The 24,715-nt window shown below is 71.2% G+C and carries 18 protein-coding genes; 8 read left to right on the top strand and 10 right to left on the bottom strand.

The genetic code is table 11. From position 1 onward, the window contains the following. Nucleotides 1-9 precede the first annotated feature (9 nt). The 6 genes from SLUN_RS32945 to SLUN_RS32920 form a co-directional block, all read right to left on the bottom strand. On the bottom strand, nt 10-1,191 hold the full coding sequence (locus SLUN_RS32945; RefSeq protein ID WP_108153582.1) for an ROK family transcriptional regulator: 1,182 nt from the start codon (nt 1,189-1,191) through the stop codon (nt 10-12). 197 nt (nt 1,192-1,388) lie between these two features. Next, the gene (locus SLUN_RS32940; protein ID WP_108153581.1) at nt 1,389-2,348 is read right to left on the bottom strand and encodes an FAD binding domain-containing protein; all 960 of its coding nucleotides are present in this window, start codon (nt 2,346-2,348) and stop codon (nt 1,389-1,391) included. Continuing rightward, nucleotides 2,345-4,942: a molybdopterin-dependent oxidoreductase gene (locus SLUN_RS32935; protein WP_108153580.1), complete on the bottom strand. Its 2,598-nt coding sequence runs from the start codon at nt 4,940-4,942 to the stop codon at nt 2,345-2,347. The genes SLUN_RS32940 and SLUN_RS32935 overlap by 4 nt, the downstream gene beginning before the upstream one ends. 143 nt (nt 4,943-5,085) lie before the next feature. Then, on the bottom strand, nt 5,086-5,763 hold the full coding sequence (locus SLUN_RS32930; RefSeq protein ID WP_108153579.1) for a GntR family transcriptional regulator: 678 nt from the start codon (nt 5,761-5,763) through the stop codon (nt 5,086-5,088). 110 nt (nt 5,764-5,873) lie between these two features. After that, nucleotides 5,874-6,350, bottom strand: coding sequence for an NUDIX hydrolase (locus tag SLUN_RS32925; protein ID WP_108153578.1), 477 nt, complete (start codon nt 6,348-6,350; stop codon nt 5,874-5,876). A gap of 20 nt (nt 6,351-6,370) precedes the next feature. Continuing rightward, nucleotides 6,371-7,318: a beta-ketoacyl-ACP synthase III gene (locus tag SLUN_RS32920; RefSeq protein WP_108153577.1), complete on the bottom strand. Its 948-nt coding sequence runs from the start codon at nt 7,316-7,318 to the stop codon at nt 6,371-6,373. A gap of 171 nt (nt 7,319-7,489) precedes the next feature. On the opposite strand from SLUN_RS32920, the gene SLUN_RS32915 reads away from it, so the two are divergent. From SLUN_RS32915 to fdhD, 5 genes are read left to right on the top strand one after another with little or no spacing between them, the layout of a single operon-like run. Further along, nucleotides 7,490-8,545, top strand: coding sequence for a 2-dehydropantoate 2-reductase (locus tag SLUN_RS32915; RefSeq protein WP_306610759.1), 1,056 nt, complete (start codon nt 7,490-7,492; stop codon nt 8,543-8,545). Next, complete coding sequence (locus SLUN_RS32910) at nt 8,542-10,467, top strand: molybdopterin oxidoreductase family protein (RefSeq protein WP_108153575.1); 1,926 nt, start codon at nt 8,542-8,544, stop codon at nt 10,465-10,467. Before SLUN_RS32915 ends, SLUN_RS32910 begins: the two co-directional genes overlap by 4 nt. Further along, complete coding sequence (locus SLUN_RS32905; protein WP_108153574.1) at nt 10,458-12,335, top strand: NADH-ubiquinone oxidoreductase-F iron-sulfur binding region domain-containing protein; 1,878 nt, start codon at nt 10,458-10,460, stop codon at nt 12,333-12,335. The genes SLUN_RS32910 and SLUN_RS32905 overlap by 10 nt, the downstream gene beginning before the upstream one ends. Next, on the top strand, nt 12,332-13,192 hold the full coding sequence (locus tag SLUN_RS32900) for a 2Fe-2S iron-sulfur cluster-binding protein (protein WP_108153573.1): 861 nt from the start codon (nt 12,332-12,334) through the stop codon (nt 13,190-13,192). The genes SLUN_RS32905 and SLUN_RS32900 overlap by 4 nt, the downstream gene beginning before the upstream one ends. Before the next feature lie 5 nt (nt 13,193-13,197). Further along, nucleotides 13,198-14,037 (top strand): formate dehydrogenase accessory sulfurtransferase FdhD, encoded by an 840-nt coding sequence (gene fdhD / locus SLUN_RS32895; protein ID WP_108155071.1) that lies wholly within the window; start codon nt 13,198-13,200, stop codon nt 14,035-14,037. 97 nt (nt 14,038-14,134) lie between these two features. Here the strand turns inward: fdhD and SLUN_RS32890 are convergent, their stop codons facing one another. The 3 genes from SLUN_RS32890 to SLUN_RS32880 all read right to left on the bottom strand — a co-directional run bounded on the left by SLUN_RS32890 (nt 14,135) and on the right by SLUN_RS32880 (nt 18,945). Continuing rightward, nucleotides 14,135-15,805 (bottom strand): PHP domain-containing protein, encoded by a 1,671-nt coding sequence (locus SLUN_RS32890; RefSeq protein WP_108153572.1) that lies wholly within the window; start codon nt 15,803-15,805, stop codon nt 14,135-14,137. A gap of 73 nt (nt 15,806-15,878) precedes the next feature. Then, entirely contained in the window at nt 15,879-17,795 is a 1,917-nt protein-coding gene (locus tag SLUN_RS32885; protein WP_108153571.1) for a LamG-like jellyroll fold domain-containing protein, read from the bottom strand. 97 nt (nt 17,796-17,892) lie between these two features. Further along, on the bottom strand, nt 17,893-18,945 hold the full coding sequence (locus SLUN_RS32880; protein ID WP_108155070.1) for a bile acid:sodium symporter family protein: 1,053 nt from the start codon (nt 18,943-18,945) through the stop codon (nt 17,893-17,895). Between the two features lie 124 nt (nt 18,946-19,069). On the opposite strand from SLUN_RS32880, the gene SLUN_RS32875 reads away from it, so the two are divergent. Beyond that, nucleotides 19,070-19,990 carry a LysR substrate-binding domain-containing protein gene (locus tag SLUN_RS32875; protein WP_108153570.1) on the top strand — a complete coding sequence of 307 codons (921 nt, stop codon included), beginning with the start codon at nt 19,070-19,072 and terminating at the stop codon, nt 19,988-19,990. Here the strand turns inward: SLUN_RS32875 and SLUN_RS32870 are convergent. Further along, entirely contained in the window at nt 19,959-20,930 is a 972-nt protein-coding gene (locus tag SLUN_RS32870) for an Lrp/AsnC family transcriptional regulator (protein WP_108153569.1), read from the bottom strand. The two genes, SLUN_RS32875 and SLUN_RS32870, sit on opposite strands and share 32 nt — an antisense overlap. Before the next feature lie 116 nt (nt 20,931-21,046). On the opposite strand from SLUN_RS32870, the gene SLUN_RS32865 reads away from it, so the two are divergent. Both SLUN_RS32865 and SLUN_RS32860 read left to right on the top strand, forming a co-directional pair. Continuing rightward, nucleotides 21,047-22,552 carry an MFS transporter gene (locus SLUN_RS32865; RefSeq protein WP_108155069.1) on the top strand — a complete coding sequence of 502 codons (1,506 nt, stop codon included), beginning with the start codon at nt 21,047-21,049 and terminating at the stop codon, nt 22,550-22,552. A 230-nt stretch (nt 22,553-22,782) separates the two neighbouring features. Further along, complete coding sequence (locus SLUN_RS32860) at nt 22,783-24,582, top strand: AMP-dependent synthetase/ligase (protein ID WP_108153568.1); 1,800 nt, start codon at nt 22,783-22,785, stop codon at nt 24,580-24,582. Nucleotides 24,583-24,715: the final 133 nt, after the last annotated feature.

Raw genomic sequence — 24,715 nt, 5'->3', positions numbered from 1 at the left:
CCGGCCCGGTCAGGCCGGCGAGAACAGGTGGTCGCTGATGAGCCGGGCCGCGCCGATCACTCCGGCGGTCGGTCCCAACTCGCCCAGCACGATGGGCAGATTGCCGGTGGCCAGCGGCAGTGACTGCCGGTAGACCTGGGTGCGTACGCTGGCCAGCAGCGTGTGGCCGAGGCCGGTCACGCCGCCGCCGATCACCACAAGACCCGGGTTGAAGAAGCTGACGAGCCCGGCGATGACCTGGCCGACGCGGTTGCCGCCCTCGCGGATGAGGTCGAGTGAGGTGGCGTCGCCCGCGGCCGCCGCGGCGGCGACGTCGACGGCCGTGAGCTTCCCGGCCGTCTCGAGCCGGGCGGCGAGCTCCTCCGAACGGCCGGAGCGCGCCGCGTCCTCGGCGTCGCGGGCGAGCGCGGCACCGCTGAAGTGGGCTTCCAGGCAGCCCCTGTTGCCGCAGGCGCAGGCGCGGCCGTCCGGTTCGACCTGGATGTGGCCGATGTCGCCGGCGCTGCCCGTCGTACCGCGGTAGACCTCTCCGCCGACGACGATGCCGCAGCCGATGCCCGTACCGATCTTGACGCAGAGGAAGTCGCCCACGGAGCGGGCGACGCCCGCGTGCTGCTCCCCCATCGCCATCAGATTCACGTCGTTGTCGACCATGACGGGGCAGCCGAGGTCCTGGCTCAGCGCCTCGCGGACCGGGAAGCCGTCCCAGCCGGGCATGATCGGGGGTGCGACCGGCACGCCCTCGGGGAAGCGGACCGGTCCTGGGACTCCGATGCCCGCGCCGTCGAAACCTTCGGCGAGTCCGGAGGCCCTGAGCTTGGCCGCCATCGACAGCACCTGCTCGAAGACGGCGACCGGGCCCTCGCGTACGTCCATGGGCTGGTTGACGTGGCCGAGCACCTCGAGCTCCGCGTTGGTGACGGCCACATCGATCGAGGTGGCGCCGATGTCGACGCCGAGGAAGCGCAGCGCGGGCGCGAGCCGGATGTTGTGGGAACGGCGTCCGCCGCGGGATGCGGCCAGTCCGTCCGCGACCACGAGCCCGGTCTCGAGCAGCCGGTCCACCTCCACCGCAAGCTTGGAGCGGGACAGATCAACCTGGTCGCCGAGCTGGGCACGGGAGTTGGGCCCGCCGTCGCGCAACAGCCTGAGCAGTCGCGCCTGGTGCGCGTTGGCGGGTCGAGCGGTCATACGTCTCACGTGCCCCTCCCCGCCTGATCGGCCGTCTCCGTCGGGCTTTCGAGGGGAACGTAGCAGCGCTTTCACGAACTGGGAAGAACTTGCGCGGGGTTCGGGTACAACTTTCTCCACACCCGGGACAAAGGTCCGATCGCCCGGGGACACTGGGCGGAGTGAGGCCTTCCGAGCGACGACGACGGGGACTGTCGTCAGCGGACCGGTGCATTCCCGATCGCTTTTTCGAGAACGTCGAGCACGGTGTCCCGGAGCAGCTCCACCTTGTAGCGGGTCTGCGGCAGGGGCGAGCAGCGTTCGGTGGCCGCGGTCGCGGCGCTGAGGAGGATCTCGGGGGTCGGTCTGCGCCCGACCAGGGCGTCCTCGACTTCCGGCAGCCGCAGAGGGGTGTGGGCGATGCCGCCGGCCGCGACGGCGACCGCGGTGACGACGTCGTCGGAGACGGTCACGCGGGCCACCGCTTCGACGAGCGGCCATTCCGCCTCGGCGCGGCTGATGGCCCGGTTGTAGGCGGCCCGTTCGCCGGGAACCGGAGCCGGCAGGGTGACGGCGGTGAGGATCTCCTGCGGAGCGAGCAGATGGTCGCGGGTGGGGTCCGATCCGTCGCCGTACAGGTCGGCGACGCTCAAGGTCCCGCGTTCGTGAATGTCGACCTGGGCGTCGTGGACGAGCAGGGCGATCGCGATGGATGAGGGGTGCGGTGCGATGCAGGGGCCTTGGTCGATCACCGCGGCGTTGGGGTGCACCCCGGTGCGCGCGGGACAGCCGTCGCCCCCGTCGCGATAGCAACTGAAGTGGGGATTGCGGTAGTACCAGCAGCGGTTGTGCTGGAGCAGGTTGCCGCCCAGCGTGCCGGCGGTACGGATCTGCGGCGTGGCCAGGGCGCCCGCCGTCCGGGTCAGGGCGGGATAGCCGGCCTGGAGACCGGGGTCGGCACAGAGCTCGGCCACACCGGTCAGCGCTCCTATCCGCGTGGTCCCGTCGGCTTGGCGGGCGATGCCGTGCAGGGCGGGGAGCAGGGGAATCTGGACGGAGGCCCTGCGAGTGACTCCGCCGCGCCGGCGGGCGGTGGTGTCGGTGCCGCCGGCGCGCAGTTCCGCGTCGTTGTCGAGCACGACTGCCGAGGCCTCGTCGAGGGTGAGGGGCTGGTTCACGGGCGCAGTCCTTCCAGGAGGCGGTCCGGGCGGATCGGCAGGTGATGGGGGCGCCAGCCGGTGGCGGCGTGGACGGCGTTGCCGACGGACGCCGCCACCGGCATCGTCGAGACCTCTCCCAGACCGACGCCACCACCGTCGACGTGATCGAAACCCTCCTCGTGGAAGTGGATGTCGATCTCCGGAATGTCGCCGATCCCGGGGATGCGGTAGTCCTCGAGGTTGTCGCTCAGCACGACACCGGTCAGCGGGTCGGTGACGCGCTCCTCGTACAGGGCGTAGCCGATGCCCTGGATGACGCCTCCCTGGCACTGACTCAGGGCACCGGCCGGCGAGATGATGCGACCGGCTGCGATCCCGCCCCAGACGCGCGTGACCCGCGTCCGGCCGAGGCGGGTGTCGACCTCGACCTCGGTGACATGAACGGCGCCGGTGAAACCCCTGCCGATGAGTACGCCACCGAGCCGTACGGGAGTGACGTAGCCACGGCGGTCCCGTGGACGCTTGCCGACCACCCGAAGGCCCTCGGCGTCGGCGAGAAGCTGTTCCACCACGCCGCCGGCACCCCGCGCGGGAGCCCTGGCGGCAAGCGCGGAGCCCAGCGCGGCGCGCAGGCGGACGGCGGCGTCGCGGGCGGCGGGCGCGATCGAGGTGGCGGTACGGCTGCCCCCGGAGGCGGGTCCATGGACGGTACCGGTGCGGCCGATGTCGACGCGGACCCGATCGGCGGGCAGGCCCAGTTCGGCGGCGATCACGTCGGCGATGACGGACCGGGAGCCCTGGCCCATGTCCTGGGTGGCCGTGCGGGCGACCACGGTGCCCTCTTCGACGGTGAGCTCGACCTGCGTGCCCGGGTCGAGGAAGTACATCCAGTTGGCGGCGGCGACGCCCACACCGCGCCGGAAGCGGCCGGTCTGCGAACCGGTGGCGGGCCGCCCGGTCCACATCGGCAGAGCCGCCGCCACGTCGTACAGGGCGCGCCGTTTGGAGTTGCCGTCCCAGCGGCGGCGCAGCGCGATGGGGTCCTCCCCTCTGCGGTGGGCCGTTTCGTCGACGGTCTGCTCGAGGACCCAGGCCAGGGGCGGTCCGCCGGGCCCGCGGAACGGGGTGGCAGGGGCACGGTGGGTGACGATGTCGTAGTCCCGCAGCCGCCGCGGGGCGTGCCCGTACATGAACCGTGCCAGGGCGGCCACGCCGGACCCGGTCGAGGTGCCGCCGTCTCCATGCACATCGAGGGTCAGCGCGGCCAGTTTCCCGTCCTCGTCAGTGAGCAGGGCGATGTCGGCCCGGGTGCCCGGCCGGTAGCCGCCGTCGGTGAGTTCCTCGGCGCGGCTCAGGACGACCCGCACCGGGGCGGCGTGCATCCGGGCCAGCTCCGCCGCGGCAACGATCTCGCTGGTCAGGGTGAGTTTCGAACCGAATCCGCCACCGACGTGCACCGCGGAGGCATGCACCTGCCCGGGCCGCAGACCGAATCGCTCGGCGGCCCGTTCGGCGACCAGGCCGATGGCCTGGGTGGAGACCCACAGATGAAGGTCGCCGTCGCCGTCCCACGAAGCCAGGCACGCGTGGGGCTCCAGCGACGTGTGCGCCTGGGGTTCGGCGGTGTACGTGGCCTCCACCAGACGCCGGTCCTCCCCCTGATCGCGGGCCTGCTCGATCCGCTTCTGGGCGAGAGTGCCGCGCCAGTTCATCTGCACCGGGCCTCGTACGTTTCCGTTCCACTTGGCGGGCAGCGCAAGCCCCTCGGACGAAGTGGGGGCCTGCTTGCGCTCCTCCTTGGTGGGATAGACCACCGGGCTGTCCGGGAGCTCGGCCCGGCCCAGATCGACGGTGGCCGGCAGAACCTCGTAGTCCACCTGGACCCGCTCGGCAGCGGCCTCGGCCGCGGCGAGGGTCTCGCCCGCGACGGCCGCGATCGGCTGGCCGACGTATCGGACCGTACGGTCCGCGGGCAGCAGGTCGACCAGCTGGTCGACCCCGCTCACCGACCTGACGCGGGCGTGCGCGTGCCGGGAGCGGATGATGACCCCGTCGAGGAGGCCGTCCGGGTGGATGTCCGTCGTGTACCGGGCCTGGCCGGTGATCTTCTGCATCGCCTCCACGCGGGGCGGCGGAGCGTCATCCTTGTCGTGTGCGCCCGTGCACGCCGCGGCGACAGCCGCGTAGATGCCCTCGTACGCCCCGCAGCGGCACAGGTGTCCGGCCAGGGCAGCGGCGATCTCGGCCCGCGAGGGGGCACTGTCGCCGTGCTCGGCACGCCACCGGTCCACGAAAGCTGCGGCTTCCATGACGAAGCCGGGCGTGCAGTAGCCGCACTGCAGCGCGTCATGGGCGGCGAAAGCCCGTTGCACCGGGTGCTCGCCCCGCAGACCCTCCACCGTGGTGACGGACGTGCCCTCCAGGGCTGCCGCCGGGGTCAGGCAGGCGACCTTGGGGACACCGTCGACGTGGACCGTGCACGCCCCGCAGACTCCGGCCCCGCAGACCAGTTTCGTCCCCGTCAGCCCCAGCGTCTCCCGCACGAGGTGGACCGCGGTTGCGTCCGGTTCACTCCCGACCTGACGCGCAGTTCCATTGACCGTTACATCCATGGGCGCCGCTGCTCACTTCCGGTTGCGGCACGCGGCATCCATCGGCTTCGAGCACCGCGCGCTCTTGAGCGTCAGTTTGCTCCTGCAGAGGGTGTTCAGCGAGAGGGAACGCCGCCGCCAAGCTGTGCGTGGCCGGACAATTCCTAGGAGCGCTCGCGCTGGTGGTAGGTCCGGCGTGTGTGCTCCGTGTGCGCCTTCATGACCTCCGTCGCCCGCACTTCATCACGCCCCGAGATCGCCGCGATCAGCTCCCGGTGCTCGATCCACGACTGCCTGCCGCGCTGCCGCGCCACCGGCGTGTAGTACCAGCGGACCCGCCGGTCCACCTGGCCGGCCAGCTCCGCCAGGACGGGATTCCCGGCGAGCTCCATCACCTTCGCGTGGAAGCGCGCGTTCGTGGCCACCGCCAGGTCGACGTCGTCGTCCGCCACGGCCTGTTCGCCCTGCGTGCACAGCTCCTCAAGGGCCGCGATGCCCGCCGAGCCGGAGTTCGCCGCGGCCAGCCGGGCCGCCTCCGCCTCCAGGAGCGTGCGGACCGAGAGCAGGTGGTCCGCCTCCGACTCGGTCGGCTCATGGACGAACGCGCCCTGCGCCGGGCGCAGATCGACCCAGCCCTCGGTGTTCAGCCGCTGCAGCGCCTCGCGCACGGGCTGGCGGGAGACCCCGAGATGGCCCGCGAGTTCGCTCTCGACCAGGTGCTGGCCGGGGCGCAGGGCGCGGGTCGTGATCAGTTCCAGGAGCGCCTCGTACACGCGCTCCCGCAGCGGACCCGGGCGTTCCAGCTTGGGCACGGTTCCCTGCGGCAGTCCTGCGGACAACATCACGGTCCCCTCCTGGCCAACAACGGCGAGCGACAATTGGCTATCGTCTACAGTCTACCGAGCGCAATCCGCGCCATGCAGAGATCCTCGTCACCTCTGGTCGGTTCACGTCATTTCACGTCGGCTGCGAGGAGCTCCGCCAGCCGTTCGAGGAAGACGCGCTGCCCTGTCACCAGCTTCTCCCGCGCCTCTTCGACACCGAACCACTCGGCCCGGTCGATCTCGGGGAACTCCTGCACACGGCCCGATCCTCGCGGCCACTCCATGGTGAAGGTGCCCGGCGCGAAGAGCGCGGTGTCGAGGTCGCCCTCCAGCGCCCAGACGGTGACGATCTTGCCGCCCCTCTGGCGGGCGTCGCCGAGCGGCAGCCAGGTGCCCTCGGGCGGCGCCAGGCCGAGCTCCTCCTCGAACTCCCGCCGCGCCGCGGCCATCGGCTCCTCCTGCGGGGTGTACTCACCCTTCGGTACGGACCAGGCCGCCGCGTCCCGGCCCTGCCAGAACGGCCCGCCCATATGGCCGATGAGCACATCGGCGCCCGTCCCTCGCCCGCGGAACAGCAGCAGGCCCGCGCTTCGCTTCGCCACCATGCCGCTCAGTCTGCCCCGGTTCAGGGGCAGCGGATGACCTGACCCGCGTACGAGAGATTGCCGCCGAAGCCGAAGAGCAGGACCGGATCGCCCGACTGGATCTCGCCGCGCTCGACCAGCTTGGAGAGCGCCATGGGGATCGAGGCGGCCGAGGTGTTGCCGGACTGGACCACATCACGGGCGATGACGGCGTTCACCGCGCCGATCTTCTGGGCGACGGGCTCGATGATCCGCAGATTCGCCTGGTGCAGAACGACCGCGGCCAGCTCCTCGGGGGTGACGCCCGCCCGCTCACAGACCTTGCGGGCGATGGGCGGCAGCTGGGTGGTGGCCCAGCGGTAGACGGACTGGCCCTCCTGCGCGAAACGCGGCGGGGTGCCCTCGATCCGTACGGCATGGCCCATCTCGGGCACCGAGCCCCACAGCACGGGACCGATCCCGGGCTCCTCGCTCGGCCCTGTCGCCTCGACGACGGCCGCACCCGCGCCGTCGCCGACCAGCACGCAGGTGCTGCGGTCGGTCCAGTCGACGATGTCCGCCATCTTGTCGGCGCCGATGACCAGAGCGCGCGTCGCCGCTCCGGCCCGCACGGTGTGGTCGGCCGTGGCGAGCGCGTGCGTGAAGCCGGCGCAGACGACGTTGAGGTCCATGACGGCGGGCGAGCCCATGCCGAGACGGGCGGCGACGCGGGCCGCGGTGTTCGGGGAGCGGTCGATCGCGGTGGAGGTGGCGACCAGGACGAGGTCGATGTCGGCGGGCGTCAGACCGGCGGCGGCCAGCGCCTTGGCGCCGGCGTGCGCGGCCAGCTCGTCGACCGGCTCGTCGGGGCCCGCCACATGCCGGGTCTCGATCCCGACACGGCTGCGGATCCACGCGTCGCTGGTGTCGACCATGACCGCCAGGTCGGCGTTGGTGAGCACCTTGGCGGGCTGGTAATGCCCGAGCGCGACGACACGTGAGCCGGTCATGGATGGGGTTCCCCTCGTACGGAAGTCAGGAACCACCCAGTCTTGGCTGCTACCACCCGGTACGACGGCATGTGATCCCACAGCTTCCCGGCCCGGACTTTGGAGCTTCTCCAAGGGTGCGACGAGCCTTGACCCGACTCTTGACCCTCTGGAAGGCATACTGTAGACAATATTCTGTCGACTCAAACCCTCAACGCCTCCTCCCTCGCTCGGTCGCTCAACCGAACGGAGAGCCCCGTGAAAGTCGCAGTTGTCGGCGCCGGTGCCATCGGCGCGTATGTCGGGGCCGCGCTCCATCGCGCCGGTGCCGAGGTCCATCTCATTGCCCGCGGCCCGCACCTGGCGGCCATGCGCCGTGACGGCGTGCGGGTGCTCAGCCCGCGCGGCGACTTCGTCGCACGGCCCCATGCCACCGACGACCCGTCCTCGGTCGGGCCCGTCGACTACGTATTCCTCGGACTCAAGGCCAACTCCTATGCGGGGTCGGGCCCGTTGGTGCATCCGCTGCTACACGAGCGCACGGCCGTCATCGCCGCGCAGAACGGCATCCCGTGGTGGTACTTCCACGGCCTGCCCGGCCCGTACACGGGACGCCGCATCGAGAGCGTCGACCCGGGCGGCGCCGTCAGCGCGACGCTGCCGCCCGAGCGGGCCATCGGTTGTGTCGTCTATGCCGCGACCGAGCTCGAATCCCCCGGTGTCGTACGCCATTTGGAAGGCACCCGCTTCTCCATCGGCGAACCCGATCCGACCGTGTCGCGGCGCTGCCTCGACTTCAGCGAGGCGATGGTCGCCGGCGGGCTCAAATGCCCCGTCGAGCCCGATCTGCGCAACGACATCTGGATCAAGCTGCTCGGCAATATCTCCTTCAACCCGATCAGCGCGCTCTCACGGGCCACGATGGCGCAGATCTGCCGCCACCGGGACACCAAGGCGCTGGTCGAGACGATGATGCGCGAGACGCTCGAAGTCGCGGCCGCGGTCGGCTGCCACCCCAAGATCTCCGTGGAGCGGCGCATCGCGGGCGCCGAGCGCGTCGGCGACCACAAGACCTCCACCCTCCAGGATCTGGAGAAGGGCAAACCACTCGAACTGGACGTGCTGCTCCCGGCCGTCGTCGAGTTGGCCGCCCTTACGAAGACCCCCGTACCGAAACTGTGCGCCGTGCACGCGCTCGCCGATCTGCTTGCCACGACCACGACCTCCTCAACAGGGAGCGCAGCATGAAGAAGAAGCCGCAGAAGCAGTATCCGAGGCTCACCCATCCGCTGGTCCGCGACGGCAAGGGCCAGTTGCGCAGGGCGAGTTGGGACGAGGCGCTGGAGCGGGCCGCGGCCGGGTTCCGGCAGGCCGGTGAGACGTACGGTCCAGATGCCTTCGCGATGCTCTCCTGCGCCCGCGCCACCAACGAAATGAACTACGTGGCACAGAAGTTCACCCGCGTGGTGATGGGCACCAACAATGTCGACTCCTGCAACCGCACCTGCCACGCGCCGAGTGTGGCGGGCTTGTCGGCCGTCTTCGGCTCCGGCGGCGGCACCTCCTCGTACGAAGAGGTCGATCACACCGACCTGATCGTGATGTGGGGCTCCAACGCCCGCTTCGCGCACCCGATCTTCTTCCAGCACGTCCTGAAGGGGATACGGAACGGGGCGCGGATGTACGCCGTCGATCCACGCCGGACCTCGACGGCGGAGTGGGCGGAGAGCTGGCTCGGGCTGAACGTCGGCACGGACATTCCACTGGCGCACGCGGTGGGCCGCGAGATCATCCACGCCGGTCTGGTCAACCGGGCCTTCGTGGAGCGGGCGACGACCGGCTTCGAGGAGTACGCGCAGCTCGTCGAGCCGTGGACACTGACGGCGGCCGCGAAGGTGACAGGTGTGCCGGCGGCGGCGATCCGCGAGCTGGCGCACGCGTACGCCACCGCCGAACGGGCCCAGCTGTGCTGGACCCTGGGCATCACCGAGCACCACAACGGCACCGACAACGTGCGGGCACTCATCAATCTGTCGCTGCTCACGGGCCATGTCGGCCGGTACGGCGCCGGGGTCCAGCCGCTGCGCGGCCAGAACAACGTCCAGGGCGGCGGCGACATGGGCGCGATCCCGAACAAGCTGCCCGGCTTCCAGGACATCCTCGACCCGGTCGCCCGGGTGAAGTTCGAGCAGTCCTGGGACACGGTCATCCAGCCGCGGTACGGCAAGACGCTCACCGAGATGTTCGAGGCGATGGAGACCCGTGAGCTGCGTGCGGTGTACTGCATCGGCGAGAACCCGGCGCAGTCCGAGGCGGACAGCGAGCAGGCGATCCGGCGGCTGGCCGCGCTCGACCATCTGGTGGTGCAGGACATCTTCCTGACCAAGACGGCGGAGATGGCGGATGTGGTGCTGCCCGCGACGGCCGCCTGGGCCGAGACGGACGGCACGACGACCAACAGCGAGCGGCGGGTCCAGCGGGTGCGGGCGGCGCTCGTGCCGCCGGGTGAGGCGCGCGAGGACATCGACATCATCTGCGCGATGGCCGAACGGCTGGGCCACGACTGGAAGTTCACGGACTCGCAGACCGTCTGGAACGAGCTGCGGTCCCTGTCCCCCGACCACTTCGGGATGACGTATGACCGGCTGGAGGAACACCAGGGCCTGCAGTGGCCGTGCCCGGACATGGAGGAGCTGCCCTCCAGCTACCTGCACGGCCGGCTGTGGGAGACGGACCCGGTCAGGCGCGGCACTCCGGCGGCCTTCGGTCTGGTCCAGCACGATCCTCCGGTGGACCTGACGGACGAGGAGTATCCGCTGCGGCTCACGACCGGGCGGCGGCTCGACTCGTACAACACCGGTGTACAGAGCGGGAGTTTCGCGTCTCCGATGCGGCGCGGGGAGTACATCGAGCTGTGCCCGGAGGACGCCGAAGCCTACGGCGTCTCGGTCGGCGAGGAGGTACGGATCTCCTCGCGGCGGGGCTCGGTGACGGCGCCGGTGTGGGTCGACCCCGCGCTGCGGCCCGGGCTGGCCTTCATGACCATGCACTTCCCGGACGAGGTCGACACCAACCAGCTGACGATCGAGGCGAACTGCCCGATCGCCGGTACGGCCGAGTTCAAGGCCTCCGCCATCCGGATAGAGAAGTTGGTACCCGCATGGACCTGAAATTCGCGGACGCGGCGAAGGTGTCGGACGACGAACGGGCCGCTGTCGACGGGTTGCTGGGCCCGGCGGGCACGGGCTGGGAGGGCGGCACCGAGCGTACGGACGAGGACCTGCGCTGGGCGCGCGGTGGCGCGGCGGCCCGCGACCGGCGTGACCTGCTGCTGCCGGCGCTGCACGCGGTGAACGACCGGGTGGGCTGGCTGAGCGAGGGCGCGCTGGACTACATCTGCCGGCGGCTCACGGTGCCGCCGGCGGAGGCGTACGGGGTGGCGACGTTCTACTCCATGTTCTCGGTGAAGCCACGGGCGTCGAAGGTGCTGCACGTGTGTACGGACCTGGCGTGTGCGGCGCGCGGTGGTTCGACGGCGCTTGCCGAAGGGCTGGGCCCGGACGTGGCCGTGCAGCCGAGCCCGTGCCTGGGCCTGTGCGAGCGGGCCCCGGCGGCGCTGCTGCTCCAGGCGGGCGCGCCTTCCCGGGGCTCCGCGCCCCCCGCTCCCCGGGGCTCCGCCCCGGACCCCGCGCCTCAATCGCCGGCGGGGCTGGGTGTGCCCGGAGGGGCTGAGTATTACGCCACCGCCGTCATCGCCCCGGCCGGCGTCGAGGCCGTCGTCTCCGCCGTCAACGCCCCGCAGCACGCGCCCGACGAGCCCCCCGCCGCCGCAGCCGTGCCACAGGCCGGGGATCCGGGGCTGGTGCTCCTCAAGCGCGTCGGGCTCGTCGACCCCACCTCCCTCGACGACTACCGCGCCAACGGCGGCTACGCCGCCCTCCGTCGCGCCTTCGCCATCGGCCCCGCCGCCGTCATCCGCGAAGTCACCGACGCCGGACTCCTCGGCCGCGGCGGTGCCGCCTTCCCGACCGGTCGCAAGTGGCAGGCCACCGCCTCCCAGCCCGACCACCCGCACTACCTCGTCTGCAACGCCGACGAGAGCGAGCCCGGCACCTTCAAGGACCGCGTCCTGATGGAGGGCGATCCGTATGCCCTCATCGAGGCGATGACCATCGCGGGCTACGCCATCGGCGCGCACCAGGGATACCTCTACCTCCGAGGTGAGTACCCCCGCGCCCTCGAGCGGCTCGGCAACGCCATCGCCCGGGCCAGGGCACGCGGACTGCTCGGCGAGGACGTCCTCGGCCAGGGGTACGCGTTCGACATCGAGATACGCCGCGGCGCCGGCGCGTACATCTGCGGCGAAGAGACAGCGATCTTCAACTCCATCGAGGGGTACCGCGGCGAGCCCCGCTCCAAGCCGCCCTTCCCCGTCGAGAAGGGCCTCTTCGGGAAGCCCACGGCCGTCAACAACGTCGAGACGCTGGTCAATGTCCTGCCCATCCTCACCGGCCGGGCCGAGGAGACCAAGCTGTTCTGTCTCTCCGGCAATGTGGGCCGGCCGGGCGTGTACGAGCTGCCGTTCGGGGCCACGCTGCGTGAGCTGATCGAGCTCGCCGGGCCGCCCGGGGCCATGCGCGCCGTGCTCCTCGGCGGGGCCGCCGGAAGCTTCGTACGCCCCGACGAGCTGGACATAACGCTGACCTTCGAGGGCACCCGGGCCGCGGGCACGACGCTCGGCTCCGGCGTGGTGCTCGTCCTCGGCGACACCGTGGAACTGCCTCGCATCCTGCTGCGCATCGCGGAGTTCTTCCGGGACGAGTCCTGCGGGCAGTGCGTTCCCTGCCGCGTCGGCACGGTCCGCCAGGAGGAGGCCCTGCACCGCATCAAGGACCGTACGGGCGCCGACGCCGCTGACGACATCGTGCTGCTGCGCGAGGTCGGCCGGGCCATGCGCGACGCCTCGATCTGCGGTCTCGGACAGACCGCCTGGAACGCCGTCGAATCCGCCATCGACCGGCTGGGAGCCTACGAATGACCGTGGTACCGCTTCAGCCGCCGCGCAGGCTCGTCGAGTTCACGCTCGACGAGCAGCCCGTACGCGTCCCCGAGGGATCGACGATCCTGGACGCCTGCCGAGGCGCCGGCAAGGACATCCCGACCCTGTGCGAGGGCGACACGCTCACGCCCAAGAACGCGTGCCGGGTGTGCGTGGTGGAGGTGGAGGGGGCGCGCACGCTCGCGCCCGCTTGTTCCCGCCGCGCCGAGGCGGGCATGACGGTGCGCACCGACACCGAGCGCGCCCGGCACAGCCGCAAGATCGTGCTGGAGCTGCTCGCCTCGTCCACGGATCTGTCGACCACCCCGCGCGCAGCCGAGTGGATCAAGGAGTACGAGGCGAAGCCGGCCCGCTTCGGCGCGGACGCGGCCCGCGTCAACGAAGAACCCAAGGTCGACAACGAGCTGTATGTCCGCGACTACGACAAGTGCATCCTCTGCTACAAGTGCGTGGACGCCTGTGGCGAGCAGTGGCAGAACACCTTCGCCATCGCCGTCGCGGGCCGCGGTTTCGACACCCGTATCTCCACCGAGCACGACGCCCCGCTCACCGACTCCGCCTGCGTCTACTGCGGCAACTGCATCGAGGTCTGTCCCACCGGCGCGCTGTCCTTCAAGACCGAATTCGACATGCGCGAGGCCGGCACCTGGGACGAGGCCGCCCAGACGGAGACGACCACGGTCTGCGCCTACTGCGGCGTCGGCTGCAACCTCACTCTGCATGTGCAGGAGAATGAAATCGTCAAGGTCACCTCGCCGCACGACAACCCGGTGACCCACGGCAACCTCTGCATCAAGGGCCGCTTCGGCTACCAGCACGTACAGAATCGGATGTGATGGCCATGGGACGGGTCACCGAGCGCCGCCGCACCATCCGCATCAGGGACGGGGTGGTGTCGAGCCGTCCCGACACCCTGGTCGCCGAGGAGCCCCTGGAGATCCGGCTCAACGGCAAGCCGCTCGCGATCACCATGCGCACCCCGGGCGACGACTTCGCGCTCGCGGCGGGCTTCCTGGTCAGCGAGGGCGTGCTCGGGGCGGCGGGCGAGGTGCGCAACATCGTGTACTGCGCCGGTGCGAAGGACGACGGGACCAACACGTACAACGTGGTGGACGTCCAGCTCGCGCCCGGCGTGCCCGTCCCCGACATCACGCTCGAGCGCAACGTCTACACCACGTCGTCCTGCGGTCTGTGCGGCAAGGCCAGCCTGGATGCCGTACGCACCACCGCCCGCTTCCCGATCGCCGACACTCCCCCGGTCCGCGTCGAGCCCGCGCTGCTCGCCCGCCTCCCCGACCGGCTGCGGGCGGCGCAGCGGGTCTTCGACCGGACCGGGGGTCTGCACGCGGCCGCGCTCTTCTCCGAGGAGGGCGAGCTGCTGGACGTACGGGAGGACGTCGGCCGGCACAACGCGGTCGACAAGCTCGTCGGCCGCGCGCTCCGAGACGACCGGCTGCCGCTGTCGCGGGTGATCCTGCTGGTGTCGGGGCGGGCGTCCTTCGAGCTGGCACAGAAAGCGGTGATGGCCGGTATCCCGGTCCTGGCCGCGGTCTCGGCCCCGTCGTCGCTCGCCGTCGACCTGGCCGCCGAGGCGGGTCTGACCCTGGTCGGCTTTCTGCGCGGCGCCAATATGAACGTGTACGCGGGCGACGAGCGCATCGCCCTGAGCACCGGGGTCTGAGGCGCCCCCGCTGCACGGGATACGGGCCCGGCCGGCGGGGAGCGCCCCCTGCGCCGGCCGGGTCCCTCCGTGCCGGGTCCCTCCCGTGCCAGGTCCCTCAGCGGACCACGTCCACGAAGACCGGGTTGGTGTAGAGCCAGGTGTCCACCCACGGGTCGCCGTTGCCCGGCTCGTGCGTGATCGGACCGTGCGGGTCGACGGACGCGCCCAGGCGTCCGGGGCCGTTGCGCTTGCCGTCGCTGCCGCGCAGCCGCAGGTAGCAGGACTCCTCGGCCCTGCCCAGCGGGATACGCAGGGTGTAGCGGCCCGTGCGGCCCTCGACGTCGGCGGTGTGCACGACCTTGGTGTCGGGCGCGCGCCACTCGTCGCGGTCGGCGGCCGGTCCGCACACCGCCCCGCGGATCACATCGAGGTGGGCCAGTCGCGGCACCTCACCGTGGTGGTTGGGGCGGGACGCGGTGGTGACGGTGACGTTGAGGACGATCTTCTCGCCGCGTCGTACGCGCAGCCGCCCGCCGAGGGTGACGCCGCGGCCGATGCCGTGCTCCCGGTTCACGCGTACGTCGATGCCGTCGATGAGCTGGCCGTGGTCGACCCAGACGCGGCCCGCCCGCAGGCCCGCCATCACCTGGCGGTAGCCGTAGCGGGTCACGCCGACGTGCGTACGGCTGAACTGGCCGGGCCAGAGGTCGCTGCCGGGCTGCGGCTCGGTGGTGTTGACGGGGTCCGGGAGCCGGCCGGTGTTGTCGAAGTTCTGGCCGGGCAGCCAGTCACCGTTCTTCCAGGTGTCGAACACGACCCGGTGAACGTCCGAGTTGGACGTGATCGAGAAGAGCTTGCCCTCGGCGAGCATCGCGTCCCAGAGGCCGCCGACGGTCGCGGTCGCCCAGTCGAAACCGCCGTACGTGACATAGGCCTCGCGCGGAAAGCCGGGCCAGGAGTTCGCGGAAGGAGAGTTCTCGTACTCTCCGCGGATACTGGAGGCTCCGCGGCCGGGGTGCGCGGCGCCCTGGGCGCCGGGCGCGCCCTCCATGCCGATCATGATCCCGGGCGCGGCGTCGCGCCAGGCGCGCATCTCGTGCGGGGAGTCGATGCCGAGGCGCTGCGGGTGGTTGGCGAGGACGAGGACGTCGTCGACATATCCGCGGCGGCGCTGCTGGTCGAGCCACTGCAGGGCCTTGACGGCGTGGGCCTCGTTGCGCGGGGTGTCCGGGTGGGTGGGGGCGCCCGCGGTGTAGCCGAGGAGCTTGCCGTCGTAGGCCTCCTCGAAGCGGGTGAGCAGCTCGACCTCGTGGCGCCCGGGCGGGGAGAAGACGGTGGCGTGCTCGGCGCCGGGGATGTACCACTCCAGGCCCTGGAAGATCAGCATCCGGCGGTTGTCGGCGCGCGCCCTGAGGATCTCCCGGTGCTCGGCGTCGGCGCCGCCGGCCCTGGCGTGACCGAAGTTGCTGTGCTCGGTGAGGACCATCCAGTCGACGCCGTACCGGGAGGCGGCGGTGGCCAGCTGGGAGAAGGTGTACTTCGCGTCATGGCTGTAGACGGAGTGCACATGGTGGTCGCCGACGAGGTAGGCGAGGTCGGGGTCGCCCCAGGCGGGGGTGTGCGCCTCGGCCGCGGTGGGCCCGAGGAGGGCGCCGCCCGCGAAGGCGGCGCCGAACAGGCCCGCGGTGCGCAGCAGTCCGCGCCGCGAGAGTCCCTGCGGGTCGAGCGAGTCCGCGGGGACGTCGGGGTCCGCCCAGCTGGGCAGGGGCTGATTCGGGCTCGGCATGGCTCTCCTCGGTGGGTGGCGCGGGCGATGGGTGGCGCGGGCAGTGGGTATGGAGCGGGCTGCGTCGCGGACGTCAGGCGATCATGAAGTCGCGTACGGGCAGGGCGCGTTCGACGATCCTGATGTCGCCGAGCCAGCCGTGCATCAGCCGGTCCAGTACGCCGCCGTACTCGTAGCCGCCCACCAGCCAGGGCAGTCCGAGGGTGGCGAGTCCGGTGGTGCGGGTGGCGGGGTTGCGGGCGACCGGGCAGCCGTCGACGTACATCGTGGTGTGCCTTCCGTCGTTGACGACGGCGACATGCCACCAGGTCTCGCGCTCCAGCTCATGGCCCCAGTTGGTGACGAGCCCCGGCTGGTTCAGCGGCGCGGCCGCCCACTGGAGTCCCGGTCCGTCGGAGACGGAGAGGGTGAGCAGGGGCTCGTCCGGGTCGCCTTCGGTCTTGCCGCCCGCGCCGAGGGTGCCCCGGCGGCCGAGTACGGCTCCCCAGGCGTGACGTCCGGCGTCCCAGTCGGCGGGGAGCCTGAGGAACGCCTCGACGGTGTAACCGGAGCGGAAGGTCTTGGCGTTGAGCGGGGCGCCGTTGGCCGTACGCAGATACGCGCCGCGCAGCGGGGGCTTGCTGCCGTCGAAGTACAGGCTGCCGTGTCCCGGCTGGTCGGGGTGGTGGCTGTCGGACCAGCGGAGCGTCTCGGCCGGGCTGCCGGGGACCGCCTCCCGCATCAGGTCGTTGCGGTGCCCGGAGAGGTCGGGGACGCGGAGGGCGGCGTCGCCCGGGGAGCCGCTCTGGTGCGAGCCGTCGAAGCGCCAGTACGCGACGGTGCCGGGCACGAGCATCTTCGCGGCGGGGCGCGGCCCGCGTGCCGGGACGGGCGCGAAGCCCGCGAAGCGCCTCTCGAAGTCGAGGGGCACGGAGAAGAGGTCCTGGGAGCCGGTCATTTCGATCTCCCGGCGCTCCAGCTCGTTGAGCCTGTCGCCCGCGCGGCCGAGGATCCACGGGGAGATGGTCTCCACGTCGATGGTGTTCCTGGCGAGGTCGAAGCGGTAGAGGCGGATCATCGCGCTGCCGCCGTAGTAGCGGTTCTGGTAGTTGGTGATGTGCAGATGTACGTCGTGGCCCGCGTCGTTCCGGCGGGTGGTGCGGGCGGCGGGCCAGTAGTGGCCGTTGAGCGTGAGGAAGATCTGGTCGTGACCGGCTATCAGCTCGTCCCACAGGTGCTTGCCGTGCGCGGAGAACTCGGCCTCGTCACCGGAGTTGTCCGCGTACACGAGCTCGTGCGTGGTGAGGATGACCGGCGTCTTCGGGTGCTCGGCGATGACGTCCCTGGCCCAGGCGAGGCCCGCCGCCGAGGGGCGCCAGTCGAGCGCGAGGACCAGCCACTCGCGGCCGGCTGCACGGAAGAGGTGGTACGTGTTGTAGCCGTCGGGCGTGGCCCCGCCGAAGGTGGGCAGCCGGCGCAGGCGCTGCGGTCCGAAGGCGTCCAGGTACGGGGTGCGGCCGCGCTGGTCGTCGGTCGACGACTTGATGTCGTGGTTGCCCGCGACGACGCTGTAGCCGACGCGGCGGCGGTCGAGGAGGTCGAAGGCCTTGCTCAGCGGCCCGAATTCGCCCGGCTGCCCGTTCTCGGTGAGGTCGCCGAGATGCGAGAGGAAGACGATGTTCTCGTCGCGGCCGTGGTCGAGGATGTAGCGCAGGGAGGCCTCGACGGGCGCGGAGTTGATGCTGGCGCCGTCGAAGAGGTACTGGGTGTCCGGCATGACGACGACCGTGAATCTGGGGCTGTCGGTGTCGGGACGCCAGCTGGCAACGTTGTCAGGTGCGTTGTGGGGTGCGACCTGTTGGGGCAGCGCCGCGGCGGGGGTGGCGGCACTCGCGAGTCCGGTGGCGGCGGTCGCGGTGGCGGCGCCCGCGAGTCCGGTGGCACGGAGGAACGTACGACGGCTGGAGCCGGGGACGAGCGGGCCGTCGGGCTGGTGAAGCGGACTGCACATGGACTTCTCCGCGGGGCGATCGTCGGGGGGACCGAGTGCACGCTAGCGGGGAGTGTCGGGCGGGCCGGGGCAGAGTTGGCAACTACTGAACGAAGAATCAGTGAATGGGGGTGGACCGGGCAGGCGTGTGGGGTGGGAGGGGGACCACCCCCTGCCTCGGGCCGCCGGCTCGCCCGGGCACATCCCGGGCCCTCCGCTTCGCCAGCACCGCGCACACCATCAACTGCATCTGGTGGAACAGCATCAGAGGCAGCACCGCCAGACTCGCCTGCGCCCCGAACAGCACGCTCGCCATCGGCAGCCCCGCCGCCAGGCTCTTCTTCGAACCCGCGAACTGGATCGCGATCCGGTCCCCCCGGCCGAAGCCCAGCCGCTTCGACCCGTACCACGTCAGCGCCAGCATCGCTGCGAGCAGCACCGCCTCGACGAGCAGCAGCACGCCCAGCCCGGCCGGTGTCACCTGGTGCCAGACGCCCGAGACCATGCCTTCGCTGAAGGCCGTGTAGACGACCAGCAGGATCGACCCGCGGTCGACGTAACCGAGCGCCTTCTTGTGGCGCATCAGGAACGCGCCGACCCAGCGCCGCAGCAACTGCCCCGCCAGGAACGGCACCAGCAGCTGCAGCACGATCTTCAGCAGCGAGTCCGCGGAGAAGCCGCCCGCGCTGCCGCCCAGCAGCACCGCCGCCAGCAGGGGCGTCATGAAGATGCCGGCGAGGCTGGAGAAGGAGCCCGCGCACATCGCCGCCGGCACATTCCCGCGGGCGATGGAGGTGAAGGCGATCGAGGACTGGATCGTCGACGGCACCAGGCACAGGAACAGCAGCCCGTTGTAGAGCTGCGGGGTCAGCACCAGCGGTTCGAGGCCCTTCGCCGCGAGGCCCAGCAGGGGGAAGAGAAGGAACGTCGAGGCGAGCACGGTCAGATGGAGCCGCCAGTGCCTGACCCCGTCGAGCGTCTCGCGCGTCGACAGCCGCGCGCCGTACAGAAAGAAGAGCAGGGCCACCGCGCCGGTCGACGCCCCGCCGGCCACTTCGGCCGCCGCCCCCGACGCCGGCAGCAGTGCCGCGAGGACCACGGTGCCGAGCAGCGCCATGATGTACGGATCGATCGGCAGCCAGGACGGCAACGGCAACGTGCGGCGGCTCATGTGCTCCACTTGCTCTCGGTTCAGGGCGTGCCCGCCCCATGGTCCTCCCGATCCGCGCGATCGGGAATCCCGTACACCACTCTGACTGTCATCACGGATCGCGATAGGCGGCTAGTCTTGGGGTATGTACGACCCGGCACAGCTGCGCACGTTCCTCGCGGTCGCCCAGACCTTGAGCTTCACCCAGGCCGCCCACCGACTCGGCCTGCGTCAGTCCACGGTGAGCCAGCATGTGCGCCGGCTGGAGGACGCGACCGGGCGCCAGTTGTTCAGCCGGGACACCCACAGCGTGGAGCTCACCGAGGACGGCGAGGCGATGCTCGGCTTCGCCCGGACGATCCTGCAGGCGCACGAGCGCGCGTCCGCGTTCTTCGCGGGTACCCGGCTGCGCGGGCGGCTCCGCTTCGGGGCCTCCGAGGACTTCGTCCTGACCCGGCTCCCGGAGATCCTGGAGTCCTTCCGCCGCGACCACCCCGAGGTCGATCTGGAGCTCACCGTCGAGCTCTCCGGGACCCTGCACAAGCAGCTGGAGGCGGGCCGGCTCGATCTGGTGCTGGCCAAGCGCCGGGCGGCCGACGACACCCATGGCGAACTGGTCTGGCGCGATCACCTGATCTGGATCGCGGCCGAGGGCGTACGACTCGACCCGGACCGGCCCGTACCGCTGATCCTCTTCCCGCCTCCGGCCGTGACGAGGGCCCGCGCGCTGGACGTCCTGGAGCGGCACGGCCGCCCCTGGCGCATCGCCTGTACGAGCGGCAGCCTCAGCGGCCTGGTCGCCGCAGCCCGCGCGGGCCTCGGGGTGATGGCCCACACCCGCGGCCTGGTCCCGCCCGGTCTGGTCCCCGTCCCCGACCGCGCGGGGCTGCCGGAGCTGGGCACGGTGGACTTCGTCCTGCTGCACGGCCGCCGCCGCTCCGCTGCTCAGGAGGCCGCGGACGCACTGGCCGGTGCGCTGCTGGCCGCGGGCGACCGGCTGCACGGACCCGCCGGCCGCCGACCGCCGGGCAGCATCAGCGACGCTCCTCGTAGGTCAGCTGTTTGACTGTCCGCAGCACCGGCGTGCACTCGACGTGCTGCACTCCCTCCAGTCGCCCCAGATCCTCGTTGAGGTAGCGGTAGACGGACGCCGTGTCGCGGCAGACGATCACCGCGACCAGATTGCAGTGACCGGCCGTCGCCCCGGCGAAGGCCACCTCGGGGTGCAGGGCGATGGCACAGCCGACGGTGTCCATCGCCGAGGGTGCGGCGGTGATCCAGAGGAGGGCGCGGGTGCCGTAGCCGAAGGCTTCGGGGTCGAACTGCACGTCGATGAAGAGCTCTTCCGAGCGCAGGAGTTGGTCGAGCCTGCGGCGTACAGCGGACTCCGAGCGGCCGGTGGCCTTCCGCAGCTCGGCGAAGGAGGCCCGGCCGTCGCGTTCGAGGGCGACGACCAGGGGCTCGTCGTCCGGGGTGATTCCGGATGCGGCGGACGGTTCTGCGTGGACCGGGCGCAGCGCGTCGGCCTGTTCCGGGGTGAGTGCCTGCTTCTTGCCCAGCCAGCCCGAGGGCCCGCCGTAGAAGCGGTGCAAGAGCTGGTGGGCCCGGATCTCGACAATGCTCGGCGTGCGCGGGAGCTTGCCGAGGAGCAGTTCGTCGTGTTCTCCGCGGGTACGGCTGACGGTCATGCAGACCACCTCCGTACCGCCCGACGTCAGGCCGATCCAGGCGGTGTCGGGGCGCCGGGCGAGTGCCCGGGCTATGGAGTCCGCGGCGTCGGGCGTGCAGCGCATCCGCAGCATCCAGCGGTCCTGGCCCAGGCGTTCCGCGTCACGGACTCCGACGACGCGCACACCGACCTCGGCGCGCAGCCGCCGGTAGCGGCGGGCGATCGTCTGGTCGGAGACGCCGAGTACGGCGGCGATCCGGCTGAAGGGGGCCCGGCCGTCGACGTCCAGGGCGTGCAGCAGCTGAAGGTCGAGTTCGTCGAGTGCGTGGGAATCCATCGCTGATCATGCACCTCATGTCGGATTCCGGTGACACGCGCGTCGTGACCGCTGGATCACGCCCCTTCTCCCGGATCGTACGGCAGGCAGGGAAACCGATTCCGACGGAGGACGTCATGCGTAAGTGGAGGCCGTTGATCGCGGTCTGTCTGGGGACATTCATGCTGCTGCTCGACGTGACGGTGGTGATCGTCGCGCTGCCCGACATGGCGAGCGGTCTTGCCGCCTCACTCACCGAACTCCAGTGGGTGATCGACATCTATGCGCTGGTGCTGGCGGCGCTGCTGCTCGGCGCCGGGGCAGCCGCCGATGTGGTCGGTCCCCGGCGGATGTACGTGGCGGGCACGGCGCTGTTCGCTCTGGCCTCGCTCGGCTGCGGCCTGGCGTCCGGACCGGGCTCGCTCATCGCGATGCGCGGGGTGCAGGGGCTCGGCGCGGCGGCGATGTTCGCCACCACGCTGTCGCTCCTGGCCGCGGCGTACGAGGGGCGGGACCGCTCCTTCGCGCTGGGGATCTGGGGGGCGGTCAGCGGAGCGGCCGCGGCGCTCGGTCCTGTGCTCGGCGGAGTGCTGACGCAGAGCCTGGAGTGGCGGTGGATCTTCTTCATCAATCTGCCGGTGAGCGTTGCGGCGGTCTGGCTGACCCTGCGCGCGATCGCGCCGTCGAAGCGAGCGGGCGGGCGACGCGTCGACTGGGCGGGTACGGCGGCGTTCGCGCTGTTCGCCGGGGCGGCCACGTACGGCGTGGTGCGGGCCGGGTCCGAGGGCTGGGCCTCGTCCCGAACGGGCCTGACGTTCTCCGTGGCCGCTCTCGCGCTTGCCGCCTTCGTCGTGATCGAGCGCCGCGCCGCGCATCCCCTGATCGATCTGTCGCTGTTCCGGCGGCCGTCGTTCGTCGCGGTCATGGCGGCCGGGGTGGCCTACAACGCGGCCGCCTTCGGGGTGCTGCCGTACACGTCCATCTGGCTGCAGACGGTGCTCGGCATGAGCCCGGTGGGAGCCGGTCTCGCACTGCTGCCGCTCGCCGCCACGGCGTTCGTGGCGGCCGCGGTGTCGGGACGGCTGCTGCACGACGCGCCGCACCGGCTGGTGATCGGCGGCGGACTGCTGCTCATCGGCGCCGGAACGCTCGGGCAGGCCGTGCTGGACGCGGACTCGGGGTGGGCGCCGCTGACGGCGGGGCTCGCGGTCGCGGGCATCGGGGTGGGTCTTGTCTCGCCGGGGCTCGCGGGCGCGGCGCTCGCTTCCGTACCGCCGCGGAACGCGGGAATGGCGGGCGGCTCGGTCAACACCTTCCGCCAGCTCGGCTACGCACTCGGCGTGGCCGTCTTCGGCACCGTCGCCACCGCGCGGATGTCCCACTCACTGGAGCGCGCGGGCGTGGACGGGGCGACGGAGGCGGCGCACACACTCGCGGGCGGCGGGGCGGGGGTGCTGCGGCATACGACGGCGGAGGAGGCGCTGCGCGCGGCGTTCGCCTCGGGTCTGAACACCGCGGCGGTCGTCGCCGGGGTCGTCGGACTGCTGGCCGGCGTCGCGGTGCTGGTGTGGGTACGGGCGTCCGCCGCGCCACCGGCCGAGCAGGTACGTACCAATCGCCCCGTCGCCGTAGAGCGACGGTGATCACCCCGTACAGATTCGGTGGAGATTCGGGCGCGGGGTTCTTACTCTTCGGTCAGAACGCCGCCCCAGGCCTCCCAACTGTGGCCGGATATCTATGGCTGACCTGTGGTGATGCCATTCGTCCACAGTTCTGCAGGCCCCTCCCGCCCGAAGACGCCGTGGGGTAGCGTCACGGCGCTGTGCGGAGCGTCACAAGGAGCAGGTCATTGCGCGAGTTCACTGTCCCACCCATGGCCGCGGCGCCTCAGGTAGGCGGACTGGCGGATGCGGTGTTCGACCATGCCCAGGACGACCCGCAGCGGGTCGCGCTCGGGCGCAAGGACGAGGCCGGCCAATGGCAGGACGTGACCTCCGCCCAGTTCCGTGACGAGGTGCTGGCGCTGGCCAAGGGGCTGCTGGCGCACGGGGTGCGGTTCGGGGACCGGGTCGCGCTGATGTGCCGTACGCGCTACGAGTGGACCCTCTTCGACTTCGCGCTGTGGAGTGTCGGCGCGCAGTCCGTGCCCATCTACTCCACCTCATCCGCCGAGCAGGTCTTCTGGATGCTGCACGACTCCGAGGTCTCGGCGTGCATGGTGGAGCACGAGGACCACGCCATGACCATCGGCTCGGTGATCGACCGGCTGCCGCAGATGAAGCGGCTGTGGCAGCTGGACGCCGGCGCCGTGCCCGAACTCATCGAGGCGGGCGCGCACATCGAGGACGACGTGGTGCACCGCCACCGGCGGGCCGTGACCCCCGACTCCGTCGCCACGATCATCTACACCTCGGGCACCACAGGACGCCCCAAGGGCTGTGTCCTCACCCACGCCAACCTGATGTTCGACACCGAGACCCTGGTGGCGCGCTGGGAGCCGGTCTTCCACTCCAAGCCGGGCGACGAGCCCTCCACACTGCTCTTCCTGCCGCTGGCGCATGTCTTCGGGCGGATGGTCGAGATCGCGGCGATCCGCGGCCGGGTCAAACTCGGCCACCAGCCGGTACTCCAGGCGAGCGCGCTGCTGCCCGATCTGGCCGCGTTCCGGCCCTCGTTCATCCTGGCCGTGCCGTACATCTTCGAGAAGGTCTTCAACGCCGCGCGCCGCAAGGCGGAGGCGGGCGGCAAGACGGGCCCCTTCGACAAGGCGGTCGAGGTCGCGGTGAAGTACGCGGAGGCCATGGAGCACCGGGCCTTCGGACTCGGCCCCGGGCCTTCGGCCGCGCTGCGGATACAGCACCAGCTCTTCGAGAAGCTCGTGTACGGGAAGGTCCGCGACGCGATGGGCGGCCGGGTGCGGCACGCCATGTCCGGCGGCTCGGGCATGAACCGGCGGCTCGGCCTCTTCTTCGAGGGCGCCGGCGTCACCGTCTTCGAGGGGTACGGACTCACCGAGTCCAGCGCGGCGGCGACGGCGAACCCGCCGGAGCGCACGCGCTACGGCACGGTCGGCCAGCCGATCCCCGGCACCACGGTGCACATCGCGGAGGACGGCGAGGTGTGGCTGCACGGCCCTCACATCTTCGCCCGGTACCTCGGTGACCCGAAGGCCACCGACGCCGTACTGCACGACGGCTGGCTGGCCACCGGGGACCTCGGCGCGCTCGACGAGGACGGCTATCTGACCATCACCGGGCGCAAGAAGGAGATCCTGGTGACCTCGAGCGGCAAGAGCGTCTCGCCCGTGGGCCTGGAGGAGCGGGTGCGCAACCATCCGCTGGTGTCGCAGTGCATCGTGGTCGGCAACGACCGTCCGTACGTCGCGGCACTGGTCACCGTCGACCAGGAGGCCATCGACCACTGGCTGGCCATGCAGGGCAAGCCCCCGCTCCCGGCGGCCGACCTGGTGCGGGACCCGGATCTGGAGAAGGAGATCCGGCGGGCGGTGGTGGCCGCCAACACCCTGGTGTCGAAGGCCGAGTCGATCCGTACGTTCCGGATACTGGCGCACCCCTTCAGCGAGGAGCACGGACTGCTGACCCCCTCGCTCAAGCTCAAGCGCAAGGCGATCGAGTCGGCGTACGCGGTCGAGGTGGACGCCCTCTACAGCTGAGGTCGCGCTTCTGACAGACAAGGCCGGAGCAGTATCAGGCCAACTTCGGGACCGGGAATGCGTCCGAGAGGGTGATCGTTAATGCTGGCAGTACCAGTTAGCGCTGGATTACCGACCGACGACCTAAGGATCG

This window comes from Streptomyces lunaelactis (genome assembly GCF_003054555.1).
In the GTDB taxonomy this organism is placed as follows: Bacteria; Actinomycetota; Actinomycetes; order Streptomycetales; family Streptomycetaceae; genus Streptomyces; species Streptomyces lunaelactis.
Note: the sequence above shows the minus strand (reverse complement) of the source record. Positions and strands in the feature narration are given on the sequence as shown.

What these genes read in the sequence shown, in the direction of transcription:
- SLUN_RS32945 (WP_108153582.1), bottom strand. Translation starts at nt 1,191, where the DNA reads ATGACCGCTCGACCCGCCAACGCGCACCAGGCGCGACTGCTCAGGCTG.
- SLUN_RS32935 (WP_108153580.1), bottom strand. Translation starts at nt 4,942, where the DNA reads ATGGATGTAACGGTCAATGGAACTGCGCGTCAGGTCGGGAGTGAACCG.
- SLUN_RS32930 (WP_108153579.1), bottom strand. Translation starts at nt 5,763, where the DNA reads ATGTTGTCCGCAGGACTGCCGCAGGGAACCGTGCCCAAGCTGGAACGC.
- SLUN_RS32925 (WP_108153578.1), bottom strand. Translation starts at nt 6,350, where the DNA reads ATGGTGGCGAAGCGAAGCGCGGGCCTGCTGCTGTTCCGCGGGCGAGGG.
- SLUN_RS32920 (WP_108153577.1), bottom strand. Translation starts at nt 7,318, where the DNA reads ATGACCGGCTCACGTGTCGTCGCGCTCGGGCATTACCAGCCCGCCAAG.
- SLUN_RS32910 (WP_108153575.1), top strand. Translation starts at nt 8,542, where the DNA reads ATGAAGAAGAAGCCGCAGAAGCAGTATCCGAGGCTCACCCATCCGCTG.
- SLUN_RS32905 (WP_108153574.1), top strand. Translation starts at nt 10,458, where the DNA reads ATGGACCTGAAATTCGCGGACGCGGCGAAGGTGTCGGACGACGAACGG.
- SLUN_RS32900 (WP_108153573.1), top strand. Translation starts at nt 12,332, where the DNA reads ATGACCGTGGTACCGCTTCAGCCGCCGCGCAGGCTCGTCGAGTTCACG.
- fdhD (WP_108155071.1), top strand. Translation starts at nt 13,198, where the DNA reads ATGGGACGGGTCACCGAGCGCCGCCGCACCATCCGCATCAGGGACGGG.
- SLUN_RS32890 (WP_108153572.1), bottom strand. Translation starts at nt 15,805, where the DNA reads ATGCCGAGCCCGAATCAGCCCCTGCCCAGCTGGGCGGACCCCGACGTC.
- SLUN_RS32885 (WP_108153571.1), bottom strand. Translation starts at nt 17,795, where the DNA reads ATGTGCAGTCCGCTTCACCAGCCCGACGGCCCGCTCGTCCCCGGCTCC.
- SLUN_RS32880 (WP_108155070.1), bottom strand. Translation starts at nt 18,945, where the DNA reads ATGAGCCGCCGCACGTTGCCGTTGCCGTCCTGGCTGCCGATCGATCCG.
- SLUN_RS32875 (WP_108153570.1), top strand. Translation starts at nt 19,070, where the DNA reads ATGTACGACCCGGCACAGCTGCGCACGTTCCTCGCGGTCGCCCAGACC.
- SLUN_RS32870 (WP_108153569.1), bottom strand. Translation starts at nt 20,930, where the DNA reads ATGGATTCCCACGCACTCGACGAACTCGACCTTCAGCTGCTGCACGCC.
- SLUN_RS32865 (WP_108155069.1), top strand. Translation starts at nt 21,047, where the DNA reads ATGCGTAAGTGGAGGCCGTTGATCGCGGTCTGTCTGGGGACATTCATG.
- SLUN_RS32860 (WP_108153568.1), top strand. Translation starts at nt 22,783, where the DNA reads ATGGCCGCGGCGCCTCAGGTAGGCGGACTGGCGGATGCGGTGTTCGAC.